Genomic DNA, 14,080 nt, shown 5'->3' on the forward strand with positions numbered 1-14,080 from the left:
GAACATGCGCACGAATCGACTCATCCAGACCGTCGAATCCCACACCGAGGGTCTGCCGGTGCGGGTCGTCACCGGGGGAGTCGGTGCCTTCCCCGGGGCCACGATGGCCGAGCGCCGGGACTGGTTCATCGCCAACTCCGATGACCTGCGCACCTTCCTCATGTGCGAACCCCGCGGCAACGGCTGGCTCTCCGGGGCGATCCTGCAGCCGCCGACGCGCTCCGATGCCGATTGGGGCGTGCTGTTCATCGAGGTCACCGGTGTGCTCCCGATGTGCGGCGCCGGCACCATCGCCGTGGCCACCGTGCTTGTGGAGACCGGCATGGTGAGAGTGGAAGAGCCGGTGACGCGCATCCGTTTGGACACGCCCATCGGGCTCATCGTCGCCGAGGTGGCTGTCCGTGATGGTCGAGCCGAATCGGTGACCATCGTCAACGTCCCCTCCTACGCTCATGCCTGGATCCGGTGCCCCGCCAAGTGCCGATCAAGGGTTGCAGGTGCGGCGGAAGTGCCATGGTCGTCCTCCTGGGTGAGCCGGCTGTCCTCGTCTCGATCCTAGGGCATGTACCGGCGCTGGGGCCGGGCCCGAGGATCGAGACGCCGGACGTCTCAGCTCAGCTGAGCCTCCATGTCGAGGTCAGAGGTGTCCTTGGCCAGGAACAGGGCGATGAGCGTGAGGATCGCAGCCCCGATGATGTAGAGGCCGCAGTAGAAGATCGTTCCACCTTCGGCCTGCCACAGGGCCACCATGACGAACGGCGCCGGACCTGCACCGATGACGCTGGACATGTTGTAGGAGATCGCCGAGCCCGTATAGCGGACATTGGCGGGGAACAGCTCCGGCAGGTACGCGGCCATCGGCCCGAAGGTCAGCCCCATGAGGATGAAGCCGACGATCAGGGCGATGATGACGCCTGGGGTTCCGGCATTGAACAGCACATTGACGACGAGACCATAGGCGGCGATGAGAACCGTAACTCCCATGAGCATCTTTCGACGGCCCAGCTTCTCGGCCAGTGGTCCGGAGACCACGGTGAAGATGCCGAAGAACACGACGCCGATGATGAGGTAGGTGAGGAACTCACTCTTCGTGTACCCCAGCCCTGCGACGAACCCGGCGGGATCGAAGCTCGTGCCGGCCGCCTCGGCGGCGGTCTTCGCCTGATCCGTGGTCGCCGGTGAGGTGCCGTAGGTGAGGGTGAACGCGGTCATGAAGTAGAAGATCACGTAGGTCGCGAACATGATGAAGGTGCCGAGGATCAGCGGCTTCCAGCTCGTCTTGAAGACAGTGGCGAGCGGGGCCTTGGAGATCTGCTGCTTCTGGGAAACCAGCTGGAAGGCGGGAGTCTCCATCAGGGACATGCGAACGTAGAGGCCGACGGCGACGAGGAGCGCCGAGAGCAGGAACGGAATGCGCCAGCCCCAGGCGAGGAACGCCTCGGGGGAGGTCCACTTGTTGAGTCCGACGAAGAGCAGGTTGGCGATGATGAAGCCGACCGGGGCGCCCAGCTGTGGGAAGGTTCCCCAGATGGCGCGTTTGCCCTTCGGGGCGTTCTCGGTGGCCAGCAGTGCCGCACCTGACCATTCGCCGCCGAGGCCGACGCCTTGGCAGAAGCGCAGGAGGACGAGGAGCAGCGGGGCGAGTACGACCCAGCCCGGAGTGCTCGCAGTCGGGAGGAGGCCGATGAGGAAGGTGCCGATGCCCATGATGAGCAGGGAGGCGATGAGTGTCTTCTTGCGTCCGATGCGGTCGCCGAAGTGGCCGAAGATGATGGAGCCCAGGGGGCGGGCGACGAAGGCGACGCCGAAGATCGCGAACGAGCTCAGCAGCTGGGTCGTCGATGTCTGGTTGGGGAAGAAGAGGGCCGGGAACACCAGTGACGAGGCTGTCGCATAGGCGTAGAAGTCGAAGAATTCGATCGTGGTGCCGACCATCGAGGCGGTGAGAACCTTGCCTCGGGTGTTGTTCTTCCGAGTCGCCGCGATGACATCGGACTCGGACTCGGGTCCGGGCTGCATGTTCGGGGAGCCCGGCTGGGTATCGGTGGACATTTCTTTTGTGCTCCGCTGTTGTCGAGATACGAAGGCACGGGCGGATGGTGCTCGTGTCAGATGAAGGTCGCCGGACACAGGGGTGAACGACGACTGCTCGACACTACTCCTGTCTCATCAGGTGCGACCCGCAGGTTTCAGAAGCTGAGATTACTTGTATGTCCGAGTGATCTGCACAACTCGTTTGCCCGACCTGGGCAGGCCTCAGACCTCAGACCTCGACGGTCGAGCGGTTGGAGGCGTCACCTCGGCGCAGGGCGATGGCGATGATGAGGACGATGAGTCCGAGCAGGCACAGGCCCACGCCCACCCATGCCGGGGCGCGGTAGCCCAGGCCCGCGGTGATGACGATGCCGCCGAGCCAGGCGCCGAGGGCGTTGGCGAGGTTGAACGCGGCGTGGTTCATGGCCGCGGACAGGCTCGGGGCGTCGTGGGAGTCGCGCAGCAGGCGCATCTGCAGGGCCGTGGTGATCATGGAGCCGGCGATGCCGATGAGGAAGAGCGCGATGATCGCGATCGCGGCGATGTGGGTGAAGGCGCCGAAGGCGGCGAGCACGATCGCGGAGAGGATCATGCCGCCGATGCCCGAGCGTTCGATGGACTTGTCGACGAGGGGGCCGGCGATGAGGGAGCCGGCGGTCATACCCAGGCCGTAGACGGCCAGGACCCAGGGGATCGCGACCTGGGGAACCCCGGCGACATCGGTCATGGTCGGAGTGACGTAGGTGTAGACGGCGAACATGCCGCCGAAGCCGACAGACCCGGCGACGAGGGTGAGGATGATCTGCTGGCGGCCCAGGGCCTTCATCTCACCGCGAGCCGAGGGCACCCCGGCAAGCTTCACCTTCGGCACAGCGACGGCGACCATGATGACGGTGAGGACGCCGAGCGCTGCGACGAGTGCGTAGGCGCTGCGCCAGCCGAACATGTTGCCCAGTGCCGTGGCGATCGGCACGCCGACGATATTCGCGATCGTCAGGCCCAGCATGACGCGGGCCATGGCTCGGCCGCGACGGTGGGGTGCCACGAGCGAGGACGCGACGATGGCGCCGACGCCCAGGTAGGCGCCGTGGGGGAGACCGCTGAAGAAGCGGGCGATGTTGAACAGGGTCGCGTCGGGGGCGAGCATCGAGGCGAGATTGCCGAGGGCGAAGAGTCCCATGAGGCACAGCAGCAGGAGCTTGCGGTCCATGTGCGCGGCGATCGTGGTGATCAGCGGTGCGCCCACGACGACGCCGATGGCATAGAACGACACGGCATGGCCCGCCTGGGGCACGGTGATGCCGAGTTCGCGGGCGATGTGGGGCAGCAGACCCATCGTGGCGAACTCGGTCACACCGATGGCAAAAGCGCCGATCGCAAGCGCGAAGACGGCGAATTTGTAGACTCGGCGGGACACTGGGGCGTCGCTCATGAAGTCCCTTCGGGCGAAGTGAGTGGTGTGATCAGCTGCGGCTCGCGCGGTCGCAGACGCAACCGAGCGAATCACCGCAACCGAACAAGCCTATTGCCCAGCGCTGACCACCGATAGCCCCAGAGACATAATGTGACCATCCGAACAGCATCAGCTCAGACGCTGAAGTTTCAGCCCTCGTCGTCCATCTCAGCCAGCGCCTGCGAAGCCACGGAGAACGCGGTGTTCGCACTCGGCACCGAGCAGTAGATGGCCGACTGGAGCAGGACTTCCTTGATCTCGTCGCGGGTAAGACCGTTGCGCACCGCTGCCTTGACGTGCATCGCGAGCTCGGCCTCGTGGCCGCCGGCGATCATGGCCGTGAGCGTGATGGCTGATCGCATGCGCTTCTCCAGGCCCGGACGGGTCCAGATCTCACCCCAGGCGTAGCGGGTGATGAGGTCCTGGAAGTCGGCGGTGAAGTCATCGACCTTCGCATTCGCGCGATCGACGTGGGCATCGGAGAGGACCTGACGGCGCACGGTCATTCCCGCCTCACGAACCTCGTCCCGGCTGGCTTCGCGGGGACCGGAGGCCGTCGGCAGTGTTGCCGAGTTCTGCTCACCGGTGCCGGTGGCCCCTGCAGCGTCGGGATTCAGGAATTCGTGGAGCAGTCCCGCGGCGACGGCCGGTGCTTCGGCAGGCACGAGGTGGGCCGCACCCTCGATGACCTCGAGGAGGGCACCGGAGACGCCGTTGGCGATCTCTGCGAGCTTGGTCGGCGGAGTCGGCTGATCCTCGGACCCGGCCACAGCGAGCACCGGCAGGGTGATCTCGGCCAGGCGAGAGCGGACGTCGTAGGAGGCCAGAGCGTGGCAGAGCGCGGCGTAGGAGAAGCGGTCCGCGTCCTGCAGGGAATGCAGCAGAGCGGCCGAGGCCTCTGGTTCGCGATCCATGAAGCCCTCACCGAACCAGCGCTGGGCCGACCCGGTGACCTGCGTGGGCGTGCCCGAGGTGGCGACGACCTCGGCGCGTTCGAGCCAGCCGCTGGGCTCTCCGATCTTCGCGCCGGTGCAGAACACGGCGGCGCGGTCGAAGCGATCACCGTGGTCAAGGGCCAGCTGCAGTGCGATCGCACCACCGATCGAGTCACCGGCCACGCTGATGCTGGCGGCGCTCGCGTCAGCGGAACCGGCCACGTCGGGCAGGACCCGGTCGATGGTGGCCAGGACCGCCTCGGCGAGGTCGCTCATCGTCAGCTGCGGATACTCCGACGTCCCCGCAGAGACGTCGACCGGTGCCGAACGGCCGTGGCCCGGCAGGTCGATGCCGATGATCGTCGTCGCCGGGTCCACCTCGCCGAGGTGGGTGGCAGCGGACTGCCACAGTGCACCCACCGAGGTGCCCAGCGAGGGCAGGACGATGAGGACGCGCGGGTTTGCGGCGGCAGGTGCAGTTGGTGCTGCAAGGATTGTTGCGGTGAGTTCCACGTCAGGTCACTTTCTCGAGGCGAAGGGGAGGAGGCCCGGGGAGACGGGCTCGGGTCCGTTGATGGTGGCGATGATGGACTGTCGAATGTCCTCGGCGTCGCCGAGGTAGTTCTCGGGAGAGAAGAAGCCAGCCAGGTCGAGTGTCTCCTCGTCCTCAGTCGGGTGCTTCTCCAAGGCCGCTGTGAGTGCGGCAACAGGGACACCACCAGGGTTGATGATCTCCTGAACCTCGGCCTTCGACAGTCGGTCGCCGAAGGCGATGTTGAGGCGTTCGGCAAAGATGCCTGGGCTGGCTGCGTCCACGTTCTTCCGCATCGCCTCGGGGTTGACGCTCAGGCCCTCGACCATCGTCTGCAGCATGATGAGAGACGAGACCGCCAGGCCCATGAGCTCGGACAAGGCAGGCCATTCGGCGTGCCAGGCTCCGTCGGAGCGCTCCTCGATCGCCTCCGCGGCGGTCGAGGTCAATGTGGCCATGAGCCCGGGAGCGCGCATGCCGTTGCGGTGGAGCAGCACCGCCGAAGTGGGGTTGAGCTTCTGCGGCATCGCCGAGGACCCGCCGGTTGCGGCCAGGGCCAGTTCGCCGACCTCAGGGCGGGTGCCGATGAGCACATCGCGGGCGATCGAGGCCCCGACCGTCACGCATTGGGTGAGGTGGGAGGCCCAGTTGAGGACCCGGACGCGGTCGGTGTGCCAGGGCACGGGAATGCTGGTCAGCGCGGCATCGGGCCCGCGCAGCTGCACATGGAACTCACGGAGCAGCGTCTCGGTCTGAGTCCCGGCGAACTCGCGGATTGCGGCCCTGGTCCCGGCAGCTCCACCGACCTGAACGTAGTCTATGCGCGGGGTCAGGCTCTGGACCTCGTGAACTTCGGCGGCCCAGGACGCGATTTTGAGCCCGAAAGTCGTCGGCAGCGCGGGCTGAGTCAGGGTGCGGGCCAGGCACACAGTGTCGGCATGGGCCTCGGAGAGGCCGACGAGCAGCTCGGCGATGACGTCGAGGCGTGCATGAGTCTGACGGGCGACGCGGGCCATGAGCAGCCCGAGGGCCGAGTCCATGACGTCCTGACTGGTCAGGCCCTTGTGCAGGGCACGGGATGCATCCTCACCGAGTGGTGAACGCACGGCTTTGAGGAAGGGAATGACCGGGTTGCCGCCGGATTCGGCGTCAGCGGCCAACGTCTCCAGTTCGGCAGAGTCAGCCAAGAGCGACCTGGTGGTGGCTGCGATTGCCTCCACCGCCTCGGCGCGGGCGTCGGCGGAGATCAGCCCGGCATGAGCCTGAGCGTTGATCCATGCCGTCTCCACATCGCCGAGTGCGGACACGAGGGCGACATCGTCGATGGCCTCGGCGCCTCGCAGATCGCCCGGGGCGAACAGGAGGCGCGTATGGGCAACGGTGTCAGTCATTGTGTGTCCTCTCCAGCCGCAGCGGTCGCGGTTGAGTAGCCAGTGCGACCCTCCTCAGTCTTCGTGACTGGGGAACCGCAGGAACGGGGTCTCGTCCTCACCCTGCAACCGTATGTCGAAACGCAGCGATCCGTCAGCCTCACGGGTGGCGATGAGACGATTCCTGTCGGCTTCATCGAGGGAAGACAGCAGCGGATCGGCCGTCAGCGCTGCGGTGTCCTCGGGGAGATAGATCCTGGTGAAGAGCCTGTTGAGCAGCCCGCGGGCGAAGACGACAACACTGATGAACGGAGCCTTGCCGGCCTCCGTGGGGCCAGGATTGAGCGTGGAGAAGACGAAGCGTCCCTCTGGATCCACGGCGTTACGGCCGAAGCCGGTGAAGGTGAAGCCGTCGCGGCGCAGCGATCCCGAATTGCGGGAGACGTCGCCGTTGCCATCGGGCTGCCAGATCTCGAGGATCGCATCGGGTACGGGAGCGCCTGCCCCGTCGTAGACGTAGCCGTGGAGCTGGACTGCTCCGTCCTTGGCTGGGGGAACGAGTTCGTTGTCGCCGGGCCACGGCATAGCATAGCCGTAGAAGGGTCCGACGGTCTGGCCGGGTGTTGCGGTGAGCTTCTGGTCAGTCATCGTCCTCTTCTTCCATCCAGGTGCGGTTGGCTCCGGTGAGCACGATGTCCCAGTTGTAGCCCATGAGGAATTCGTGCTCGGTGACGTTGTGATCGTAGGTGGCGACGAGGCGGTCGCGGGCCTTCTGGTCCGTGATCGACTGGTAGATCGGGTCGAGGGCGAACAGCGGATCACTGGGGAAGTACATCTGGGTGATCATGCGCTGGGTGAACTCGGTGCCGAAGAGCGAGAAGTGGATGTGGGCCGGCCGCCACGCGTTGTGGTGGTTCTTCCATGGGTAGGGGCCCGGCTTGATCGTGGTGAACGAGTAGGAGCCGTCGTCGCCGGTCAGGGTGCGGCCGACGCCGGTGAAGTTCGGGTCGATCGGGGCTGGGTGCTGATCGCGCTTGTGGATATAGCGTCCGGCGGAATTGGCCTGCCAGATCTCAACGAGCTGATTGCGCACGGGACGGCCGTCGCCATCGAGGATACGGCCGGTGACCTTGATGCGTTCACCGATCGGTTCCCCGCCGGCCTGGATGGTCAGATCGGATTCGAGGTTCGCTAAGTCACGATGGCCGAAGGCGGGGGAGAGGAGTTCAATCGTCTCCGGGTCAGTGTGCCTGGGGTCCTTCGTCGGATGCCGCAGAATCGAGGACCGGTACGGCGGGTAGTCCAGGCGCGGCTGCGTTTCCGCCGGCTTCCCTGCTGCGACTGCGTTCTTGTGTTCGGTCTCGATCGTCTCGATCTCGGCAGACAGTGTCTGTTGTGACTCGGCCGCATCGTCCGGGCCGGAGAGTTTCTGTGCACCCATGGTCAATCCTTTCTTCTCGGTGCTGCAATGTCGTTGTGGTGCTTCTGATTCGTTCAGTGAGCGGATCAGCCCTTGGGCCAACCCGTGTAGCACTCGGCGAGGTAGCGCCTGCCGTGCTCGGATTCGAGGATCGAATTGAGCTCGCCGAGGCTGCGCTTCGTTTCGAACGCATCCTGGCTGGGGTCGGAGTGGAGCATCCGGGTCATCTGGTAGGAGAAGTTCTGCGCCTTCCACACACGTTTGGTTGCGGTGCGCGAATACCCGGCCAGCGCCTCGGCGTCGGAGTCCTTGAGTGCCGAGATCAGCGCCGGGGCCAGCACGGACACGTCGGCGAACGCGAGGTTGAGGCCCTTCGCCCCGGTCGGGGGAACGGTGTGGGCGCTGTCGCCGGCGAGGAACAGGGAGCCGTGCTGCATCGGCTCGGTCACGGCCGAGCGGAAGGGCAGGATGTTCTTGTCGATGATCGCACCGGTCTTGAGCGCGAAACCGTCGGGTCCATCGACCCGAGCCTGCAGCTCTGACCAGATGCGGTCATCGGACCAATCGGCCACCTCGGTGTCGGGGGAGGTTTGGAAGTACATGCGCTGGACGTTCTCGCTGCGCTGGGAGATCAGTGCGAAGCCGCGTTCGGAGCGGGAGTAGATGAGGACCTCGTGGCTGGGTGGGGCCTCGCAGAGGATGCCGAACCAGGCGAAGGGATATTCTTGGAAGAAGCGCTGCTTCGTGTCTGCGGGAATCATTGACCGGCAGGGGCCACGGGAGCCGTCGGAGCCGACGACGTAGCGGGCGCTGATTGTCAGTTCTTCACCGTCCTCGGTCGTCGCACTCACCCACGGGCGTTCGGTTTCGATATCGCCGAGTGCGGTGTCGGTGACCGAGTAGAAGGTGGGGCGTCCGGTGCGTTCGCGGGCCGCTGAGAGATCGACGAAGATCTCGTTCTGCGGGTAGAGCCACACGGATTCGCCGATGAGGCTCGGGAAGTCGAAGGAGTGGCTGACGCCGTCGACGCGGATGTCGATGCCGTCGTGGCGGTGGCCGGCAGTATGCACGCGGGACTCGATGCCCTCGGCCTCGAGCATGCGCACGGAACCGGCTTCGAGGATGCCTGCCCGATGAGTGTGGGCGATGTCGTCGCGGCTGCGATTGTCGATGACGACGGAATCGATTCCTGCGTTGTGCAGGGTGTGGGCGAGCAGCAGCCCGGCCGGACCTGCTCCGACGATCGCGACGTCGGTCTGAAATTCTGGCACCTGGGCCTCCTTGCCTTATTCGTCCTCTCAGTGTGCGCCCAGTCACTGACACAAGGCGAGGATGTTATCAATGAATGAGATTGATCGGCGGGCGGACCGCGGATTGACGGGGATTGCGGCGGAGATGTTGACGGTGAGTCGGATTGTTGAGCACAACATGGGATGTTGTGTTCGTGATGTGCGGGTAGGGCGTTCTTTTCGGCCCACCCGTGTGAGTTTTAGCTCAACACATACGCGAATCGTCACGGCAGTCAGCTGCCTACAAACAGAAAGCTCATGAATGATCATCACCGGCCTGATCGTCGGCCTGGCACTCGGATTCGTCCTCCAGCGAGGACGCTTCTGCGTGACCGGAGCCTTCCGTGATCTCACTCTGACCGGGAACACGCGATGGTTCTCGGCGCTCATCCTTCTTATCGCCGTGCACTCGATCGGGCTGTTCCTGCTCAATGGGCTCGGCGTCATCACCTTGGAGGCCTCGCCGTTCCCGTGGCTGGCCTCGATCATCGGCGGCCTCATCTTCGGCTTTGCCATGGTGCTCGCCGGCGGATGTGCCACCGGCACCTACTACCGAGCCGGTGAGGGCCTGGTCGGCAGCTGGTTCGCTCTGATCTTCTATGCGCTGACATCTGCGGTGATGAAGAACGGTCCGCTCACCTCGGTGACGGAGGGGCTGCGCTCGATCACGATCGAGAGCGGCACACTCCAGGCGTCGACAGGGCTGAACCCGTGGGTCTTCGTCGCGATTATCTCGGCTGTGGCCATCGCGGTCACCGTGCATCACAACAAGAAGACCGCCACCCCCGTCGCGACCCTGCCGCCGTTGAAGAAGGGCCTGGCCCACATCCTCACGGAGAAGCGCTGGAACCCGTTCGTCACTGCCGTGGTCATCGGCATCATCGCGACGATCGCGTGGCCGCTCTCGGCTGCGACCGGACGCAACTCCGGCCTGGGCATCACGACGCCCTCGGCGAATCTCACCACATTCTTGGGCACCGGCGATGCTTCGCTCGTTGACTGGGGCGTCATGCTTGTCATCGGCATTCTCATCGGCATTCTCATCGGCTCGTTCATCGCGGCCAAGGCCTCCGGCGAGTTCCGGATCCGGGTCCCCGATCAGGCGACCGTGGTCAAGTCCATCTTCGGCGGAGTCGGCATGGGCGTCGGTGCTGCAATCGCCGGCGGCTGCACGGTCGGCAACGCCATGGTCTCGACTGCACAGTTCGAGTACCAGGGCTGGGTCGCAACCTTCTTCATGATCGTCGGCGCAGGAGTCGCCGCGAAGTTCACCATCAAGTCAGGAGCGCGGACAGGTGCCGCGCAGCCCGCAGAAAGCAGGAGTGTATGAAACAGGTATTGGAAACAAACGGTCTTGTCTGCCCCTTCCCCTTGGTCGAGGCCAAGGACGCGATCGGCGGAATGGACAACGGCGATGAGCTCGTCATCAACTTCGATTGCACTCAAGCCACCGAGGCGATTCCTCAGTGGGCAGCGGAGAACGGCTATCCCGTGACCCACTTCGATCGCACCGGCGATGCCAGCTGGACGATCACCGTGCGGAAGGCCTGAACGGCCGCAGTCCTCCCCTCGGCTACCCGAGCATCCCCGCTGGAAAGGCGGCTCTGCGAATACGCAGGGCCGCCTTTGTTGCTGCGTAGTTGAGTTTTCGCGTAATTCCCGGAATGTTATTTAAAAGTATTCTTCTGTGGCTAAAAGCACAACTGTGATTAATGGCTTTAATCGAAAAGTAATCATATGATCATGATCAAGTCACCAAAGCGGGTGATCTGTGCACTTACGTGCCTTTTCAAGGAGTCAGAATGACGCAGTCGACGACGCGCTCACGCAAGTTCAAGGCCATCCTCGCCGGTGGTATCGTCCTCGGAGTCGGAGCTGCCGTGACGCTGGCCGCCTGGACGGACAACGAATGGGCCGAGGGAACCTTCGGCGCCGGTTCCTTCAACGTGCAGGGAAGCACCACGGGCGCCGAAGACAGCTTCACTGATCATGAGAGCTCCGACGGCGCTGCATCATTGAACTTCGACCTCGCCGGTGGCGATAACATGTCTCCCGGTGACACCGTGGCAGCTCCCTTCGTTCTTCGCCTCGATGGCGAAACCTCCTACGACGCGAGCGTGGTGCTCGAAAACGCTACGGGAGGCGGCGACAACCCGACGGCGCTGACCTACGAGATCGTCAGCGTGGCCAATGCTGGCGCCTGCAGCGCAGACGCAACCGGCACCTCGATCGTCCCCGCTGACACAGCACTGGGATCCACCGCCCGCGCTGAGGGCTTCGACCTCATCGCAGGTGCTGATGCGACCGCGGGGGCACCTATCACGCTGTGCTTCAAAGTCACTGCCGATGACAGTCTGACGCAGGGCCAGAACACGAACGCCCAGTGGCAGTTCACCGCCACCTCGGCTGAGTAATCACACCAACCTTCGTGCGACTTCCGGTGGGTCCATTGCGCGGCCCCGATCCGTCTGAGCGGGTCTCTGCCGAGGCCCGCTCAGACGGTCGACGGCAGATTCGCGAATTTGAGCAGAAGCGCAGGCGTCTGCGCAGCCGCCGCATCAAAGCGGTCCTCGCAGGCGGTCTGGTCTTCGGCATCGGTTCAGCGGCAACGTTGGCGGCCTGGACCGACACCGAGGAAGCTTCGGGGTCATTCGAAGCTGGCAGGTTCAACATCGAGATGGCTGTCGACGGCTCGGCTTGGAGCAACAATTCGGAGGCAACCTTTGACGCCAGCGGGATGTACCCGGGCTCGAAGGTCTACGCACCGGTGCTCGTGCGGACGACGTCGAACACCACGATGGATGGTGAGCTGAGCGTGGCTAGCAAAAATGGTAATGGCCAATCTGGCGGAACAGTCGATTCGCTTGTGTATCGCGCAGTTACTGAATCGCTCGCTGCAAATGGTGAAACTTCGTTCAAATGCGGTGAGAATTCATTTTCCGGTTCGCCAACCTACGTCTACGGCAGTGCTTCGTCGACCATTCCTTTCAAAACCGAGGTTGGCGGCGCAAAAAGTCAATCCGTCAGTAGAGCGTCTGAGTCAGTGATAGCGTACTGCTTTGAGGTCACCCTTCCGTCGAGCACACCGACCACCGCGCAGGGCACCGAAGCCTCGAAGACCTGGAAGTTCTTCGCCGAGTCCGTTCCGACTGAGAAATCATGATGGCCCAGAAGCGATCGCACAGTTCGCGCACATCAGGCAAGAAAGGCCTGGCCTCGTGGCTTGGCGCCGCGTTGCTCAACATCCTCGCCGCCCTTGGGGGTGTGTGTATCGTCCTCGTTATCCTCAGCTTCGTCTTCAACGTGTCGATCATGATGTTCCGCACCGGATCTATGAGCCCGACGATCACCGCCGGCTCGATCGCCTTCGTACACGAGATCCCCGCCGAGAAGATGGAAGTCGGAGACATCATCACCGCCGACCGTGGTGAGAAGGTTCTGCCCGTGACGCACCGCGTGACATCGATCCTGGATACCGATGCTCAGTCCGGTGAGGTCATCTTCGAGATGAAGGGCGATGCGAACGAGGCGAAGGACCCCGAGCCCTACACAGCGGACACCGTTCGAAGAGTTATGTTCTCGATTCCGGGAGTGGCGCCGACCATTCAGCAGTTCCGCGACACCTTCGTGCTTGGCGGCATCACAATTGCTGCCTCACTGCTTGTGGTCTGGGCATTCTGGCCCAGGCGTGAGGAAGATGCAGATGGTGATGAAGTCGCCGAGGTGGCTGAGGGTGCGCCCGACAATGCCGCGGCCGCGCTGCACCAAGAATCCCGATCAGCTGTAACTCGCTCACCGAAGCATGCCATCGCGCTTCCCATTGCCGCACTCTTGTTGGCAACGAGCAGTGGTCCGTTCCCAGCACTCGAGCCAACGTCCTCGATGATCGCGGCTGCTTCAACCACCGCAAGCGACACCGCCACAACCAACACCGCCGCCGAAGCCCGCGGCCAGTACCTGCGCATGCGTGCTGTCGGTGACGAGTCGAGAATGCTCAATCTCAGCCCCGGTGCCTCAGCGTACTGGACAGTCGACGTCTGGGCAGATGCCCCGGAGCCAGGGACAGTGGAATTGGAGATCGGCTCTGGGCAGCTGACAAAAGCAATCGCCGACGAACTGCTCGTCGACGTCCGGGCTTGTACAGAGATCGTGTCGATGAACAAGTGCGCCGGCGGCGGCGAAGAGCTGATCCACCAAACCACACTCAGTGCACTCGGCGCAGCTCCCGAGAATAATCGGCCACTTCTCGACATGCCCAGTGACGAGAAGCGTCGAGTGCAAGTGACTGTCACCCTGGCGCAAAGCGCCCACGCCGAGGCGGTCGCCGGACAGCGAAGCAGCGTGCGACTCACTGCGATCGGCCAAGGGGAAGAAGTCTCGCTGGGCCCCGGTGATCCAGACGTTCCAGGCGGTCCTGATGCCCCCGATGCACCAGGCGATCTCCCGCGAACCGGAATCGAAGGATGGCTGTGGATCCTATTGCTTGCCTGCGCGCTCATCGCGACAGGATCTATTGTCATCGCCAGAACCAGAAGCCGGAGGAAGCTATGAGTCGCGCTAGTAGGCAGAGGCCGAAGCAGAAACGCCGAATTCAGGCTTTCTTCGCAGGGCTCTTACTCGTCATGATCGTGCTTGGACTATCCGGCGTGCACTCGACTTTGGCTGCGTGGACCGACGAGGATGAGGCGACAGGGGCGTTTACGGCTGGGAAAATTCAGCCTGTTCAGAATCTCAAATGTATAGATAGCGACGATGGTCTGTTGCCTTTGTTGCTGAAAACTGAAGTACAGCTTGATTGGGATCGGCCAGATGTTCCTGACGATGTTGCGATCGAGTATGTCGTGTCTTGGCAGCCGTCGCTGATCGGAGACAGTGGAAGTCGCACGATCACTGAGAATAGCTATGTCTACAAGTCGCGAGGGGTGAGTCCCATAGAGTGGTGGCATTCCCACCAGGGACTTCACCCCCAAAAATGTGAAGAACCATCGTGGGATCCCGCTAGTAGTTCCGCCAAGAACCTCACGAAAGGCATCCCACGATGGCTGAC

Annotated in this window: 13 protein-coding genes and 1 pseudogene; 7 read left to right on the forward strand and 7 right to left on the reverse strand. The window is 63.7% G+C overall.

The window, feature by feature from the left end; translation table 11 throughout:
• Positions 1 to 4: 4 nt before the first annotated feature.
• Positions 5 to 448, forward strand: a pseudogene (locus tag BAUR9175_RS12310) (proline racemase family protein); the annotation flags it as partial.
• Between the two features lie 161 nt (positions 449 to 609).
• Here BAUR9175_RS12310 and BAUR9175_RS12315 read toward each other — a convergent pair.
• The 7 genes from BAUR9175_RS12315 to BAUR9175_RS12345 all read right to left on the reverse strand — a co-directional run bounded on the left by BAUR9175_RS12315 (position 610) and on the right by BAUR9175_RS12345 (position 9,015).
• Positions 610 to 2,019 (reverse strand): MFS transporter, encoded by a 1,410-nt coding sequence (locus tag BAUR9175_RS12315; RefSeq protein ID WP_164743221.1) that lies wholly within the window; start codon positions 2,017 to 2,019, stop codon positions 610 to 612.
• Between the two features lie 244 nt (positions 2,020 to 2,263).
• Positions 2,264 to 3,466, reverse strand: a complete 1,203-nt coding sequence (locus tag BAUR9175_RS12320) for an MFS transporter (RefSeq protein WP_069599550.1) — start codon at positions 3,464 to 3,466, stop codon at positions 2,264 to 2,266.
• 170 nt (positions 3,467 to 3,636) lie between these two features.
• Positions 3,637 to 4,935 carry a bifunctional 3-oxoadipate enol-lactonase/4-carboxymuconolactone decarboxylase PcaDC gene (pcaDC, locus tag BAUR9175_RS20030; protein WP_096160329.1) on the reverse strand — a complete coding sequence of 433 codons (1,299 nt, stop codon included), beginning with the start codon at positions 4,933 to 4,935 and terminating at the stop codon, positions 3,637 to 3,639.
• Positions 4,936 to 4,941: 6 nt separating this feature from the next.
• Positions 4,942 to 6,345: a lyase family protein gene (locus tag BAUR9175_RS12330; protein ID WP_009881621.1), complete on the reverse strand. Its 1,404-nt coding sequence runs from the start codon at positions 6,343 to 6,345 to the stop codon at positions 4,942 to 4,944.
• A 54-nt stretch (positions 6,346 to 6,399) separates the two neighbouring features.
• Positions 6,400 to 6,972 (reverse strand): protocatechuate 3,4-dioxygenase subunit alpha, encoded by a 573-nt coding sequence (gene pcaG, locus BAUR9175_RS12335; protein WP_009881622.1) that lies wholly within the window; start codon positions 6,970 to 6,972, stop codon positions 6,400 to 6,402.
• Entirely contained in the window at positions 6,965 to 7,765 is an 801-nt protein-coding gene (gene pcaH / locus BAUR9175_RS12340; protein WP_101583953.1) for a protocatechuate 3,4-dioxygenase subunit beta, read from the reverse strand. The genes pcaG and pcaH overlap by 8 nt, the downstream gene beginning before the upstream one ends.
• A gap of 65 nt (positions 7,766 to 7,830) precedes the next feature.
• The gene (locus tag BAUR9175_RS12345) at positions 7,831 to 9,015 is read right to left on the reverse strand and encodes a 4-hydroxybenzoate 3-monooxygenase (protein ID WP_069599552.1); all 1,185 of its coding nucleotides are present in this window, start codon (positions 9,013 to 9,015) and stop codon (positions 7,831 to 7,833) included.
• 280 nt (positions 9,016 to 9,295) lie between these two features.
• Here BAUR9175_RS12345 and BAUR9175_RS12350 point away from each other — a divergent pair, with 280 nt between their 5' ends.
• The 6 genes from BAUR9175_RS12350 to BAUR9175_RS12375 all read left to right on the forward strand — a co-directional run.
• A complete protein-coding gene (locus BAUR9175_RS12350) occupies positions 9,296 to 10,363 on the forward strand; it encodes a YeeE/YedE family protein (protein ID WP_101583955.1) in 1,068 nt (355 codons plus the stop codon).
• Positions 10,360 to 10,584 carry a sulfurtransferase TusA family protein gene (locus BAUR9175_RS12355; RefSeq protein ID WP_009881627.1) on the forward strand — a complete coding sequence of 75 codons (225 nt, stop codon included), beginning with the start codon at positions 10,360 to 10,362 and terminating at the stop codon, positions 10,582 to 10,584. The genes BAUR9175_RS12350 and BAUR9175_RS12355 overlap by 4 nt, the downstream gene beginning before the upstream one ends.
• Positions 10,585 to 10,835: 251 nt before the next feature.
• Entirely contained in the window at positions 10,836 to 11,447 is a 612-nt protein-coding gene (locus BAUR9175_RS12360; protein ID WP_009881628.1) for a SipW-dependent-type signal peptide-containing protein, read from the forward strand.
• Positions 11,448 to 11,482: 35 nt separating this feature from the next.
• Entirely contained in the window at positions 11,483 to 12,196 is a 714-nt protein-coding gene (locus tag BAUR9175_RS12365) for a SipW-dependent-type signal peptide-containing protein (RefSeq protein WP_257944331.1), read from the forward strand.
• Complete coding sequence (locus BAUR9175_RS12370) at positions 12,193 to 13,584, forward strand: signal peptidase I (RefSeq protein WP_257944332.1); 1,392 nt, start codon at positions 12,193 to 12,195, stop codon at positions 13,582 to 13,584. The genes BAUR9175_RS12365 and BAUR9175_RS12370 overlap by 4 nt, the downstream gene beginning before the upstream one ends.
• Positions 13,585 to 13,679: 95 nt before the next feature.
• Positions 13,680 to 14,080 (forward strand): SipW-dependent-type signal peptide-containing protein (locus BAUR9175_RS12375; protein WP_180959241.1); only part of this gene is annotated, 401 nt, incomplete at its 3' end.

Origin of the sequence: Brevibacterium aurantiacum, from assembly GCF_900169065.1 — a bacterium.
Lineage (GTDB): Bacteria > Actinomycetota > Actinomycetes > Actinomycetales > Brevibacteriaceae > Brevibacterium > Brevibacterium aurantiacum.

Bases quoted from the DNA above. Each gene is read 5' to 3' on its own strand.
- BAUR9175_RS12360 (WP_009881628.1), top strand. From the start codon at position 10,836: ATGACGCAGTCGACGACGCGCTCACGCAAGTTCAAGGCCATCCTCGCC.
- BAUR9175_RS12350 (WP_101583955.1), top strand. From the start codon at position 9,296: ATGATCATCACCGGCCTGATCGTCGGCCTGGCACTCGGATTCGTCCTC.
- BAUR9175_RS12315 (WP_164743221.1), bottom strand. From the start codon at position 2,019: ATGCAGCCCGGACCCGAGTCCGAGTCCGATGTCATCGCGGCGACTCGG.
- pcaH (WP_101583953.1), bottom strand. From the start codon at position 7,765: ATGGGTGCACAGAAACTCTCCGGCCCGGACGATGCGGCCGAGTCACAA.
- BAUR9175_RS12370 (WP_257944332.1), top strand. From the start codon at position 12,193: ATGATGGCCCAGAAGCGATCGCACAGTTCGCGCACATCAGGCAAGAAA.
- BAUR9175_RS12330 (WP_009881621.1), bottom strand. From the start codon at position 6,345: ATGACTGACACCGTTGCCCATACGCGCCTCCTGTTCGCCCCGGGCGAT.
- pcaG (WP_009881622.1), bottom strand. From the start codon at position 6,972: ATGACTGACCAGAAGCTCACCGCAACACCCGGCCAGACCGTCGGACCC.
- BAUR9175_RS12355 (WP_009881627.1), top strand. From the start codon at position 10,360: ATGAAACAGGTATTGGAAACAAACGGTCTTGTCTGCCCCTTCCCCTTG.
- BAUR9175_RS12320 (WP_069599550.1), bottom strand. From the start codon at position 3,466: ATGAGCGACGCCCCAGTGTCCCGCCGAGTCTACAAATTCGCCGTCTTC.